Source organism: Serratia sp. H1w, from assembly GCF_000633355.1.
Lineage (GTDB): Bacteria > Pseudomonadota > Gammaproteobacteria > Enterobacterales > Enterobacteriaceae > Chania.
Map to the genome: position 1 here is coordinate 1 of NZ_AYMQ01000209.1, position 344 is coordinate 344.

At 59.6% G+C, this 344-nt stretch carries 1 protein-coding gene; it reads left to right on the forward strand.

What is annotated here, in order from left to right:
* Positions 1 to 126 precede the first annotated feature (126 nt).
* On the forward strand, positions 127 to 344 hold a 218-nt coding region (locus tag U869_RS32730; protein WP_232785428.1), incomplete at its 3' end, for a hypothetical protein.

Consider the following 344-nt stretch of genomic DNA (forward strand, 5'->3'; position numbering starts at 1 on the left):
CCACCTGATGACGCCTGCCTTGCGCTGCGCGACGTTGCGCGCCAGATGACACGCGCTGTTGAGTGTCGGACGCGGGCCAAAAACCACCTTCACGCGCTAAGCTCCCGTTCAGATACGGACGCTGAGTTGGTTGAGATGGAAGAGGATGAGGTCGCGTATTACGGGCGTAAGGGTGAACGGTTACTGGCAATGGCGCTGAGGATAATCCGGGGGAATGACCGTCTGAAGGAGGCGTTCGGCCACCTGTGTACGGCGAAAGGGATAGGTGAAATCACGGCCGTCACGGTGCTGGGTGAACTGAGCCTGCTGCCGCTTGAAATGAAGGGAAACCAGGTGAGCCGGCA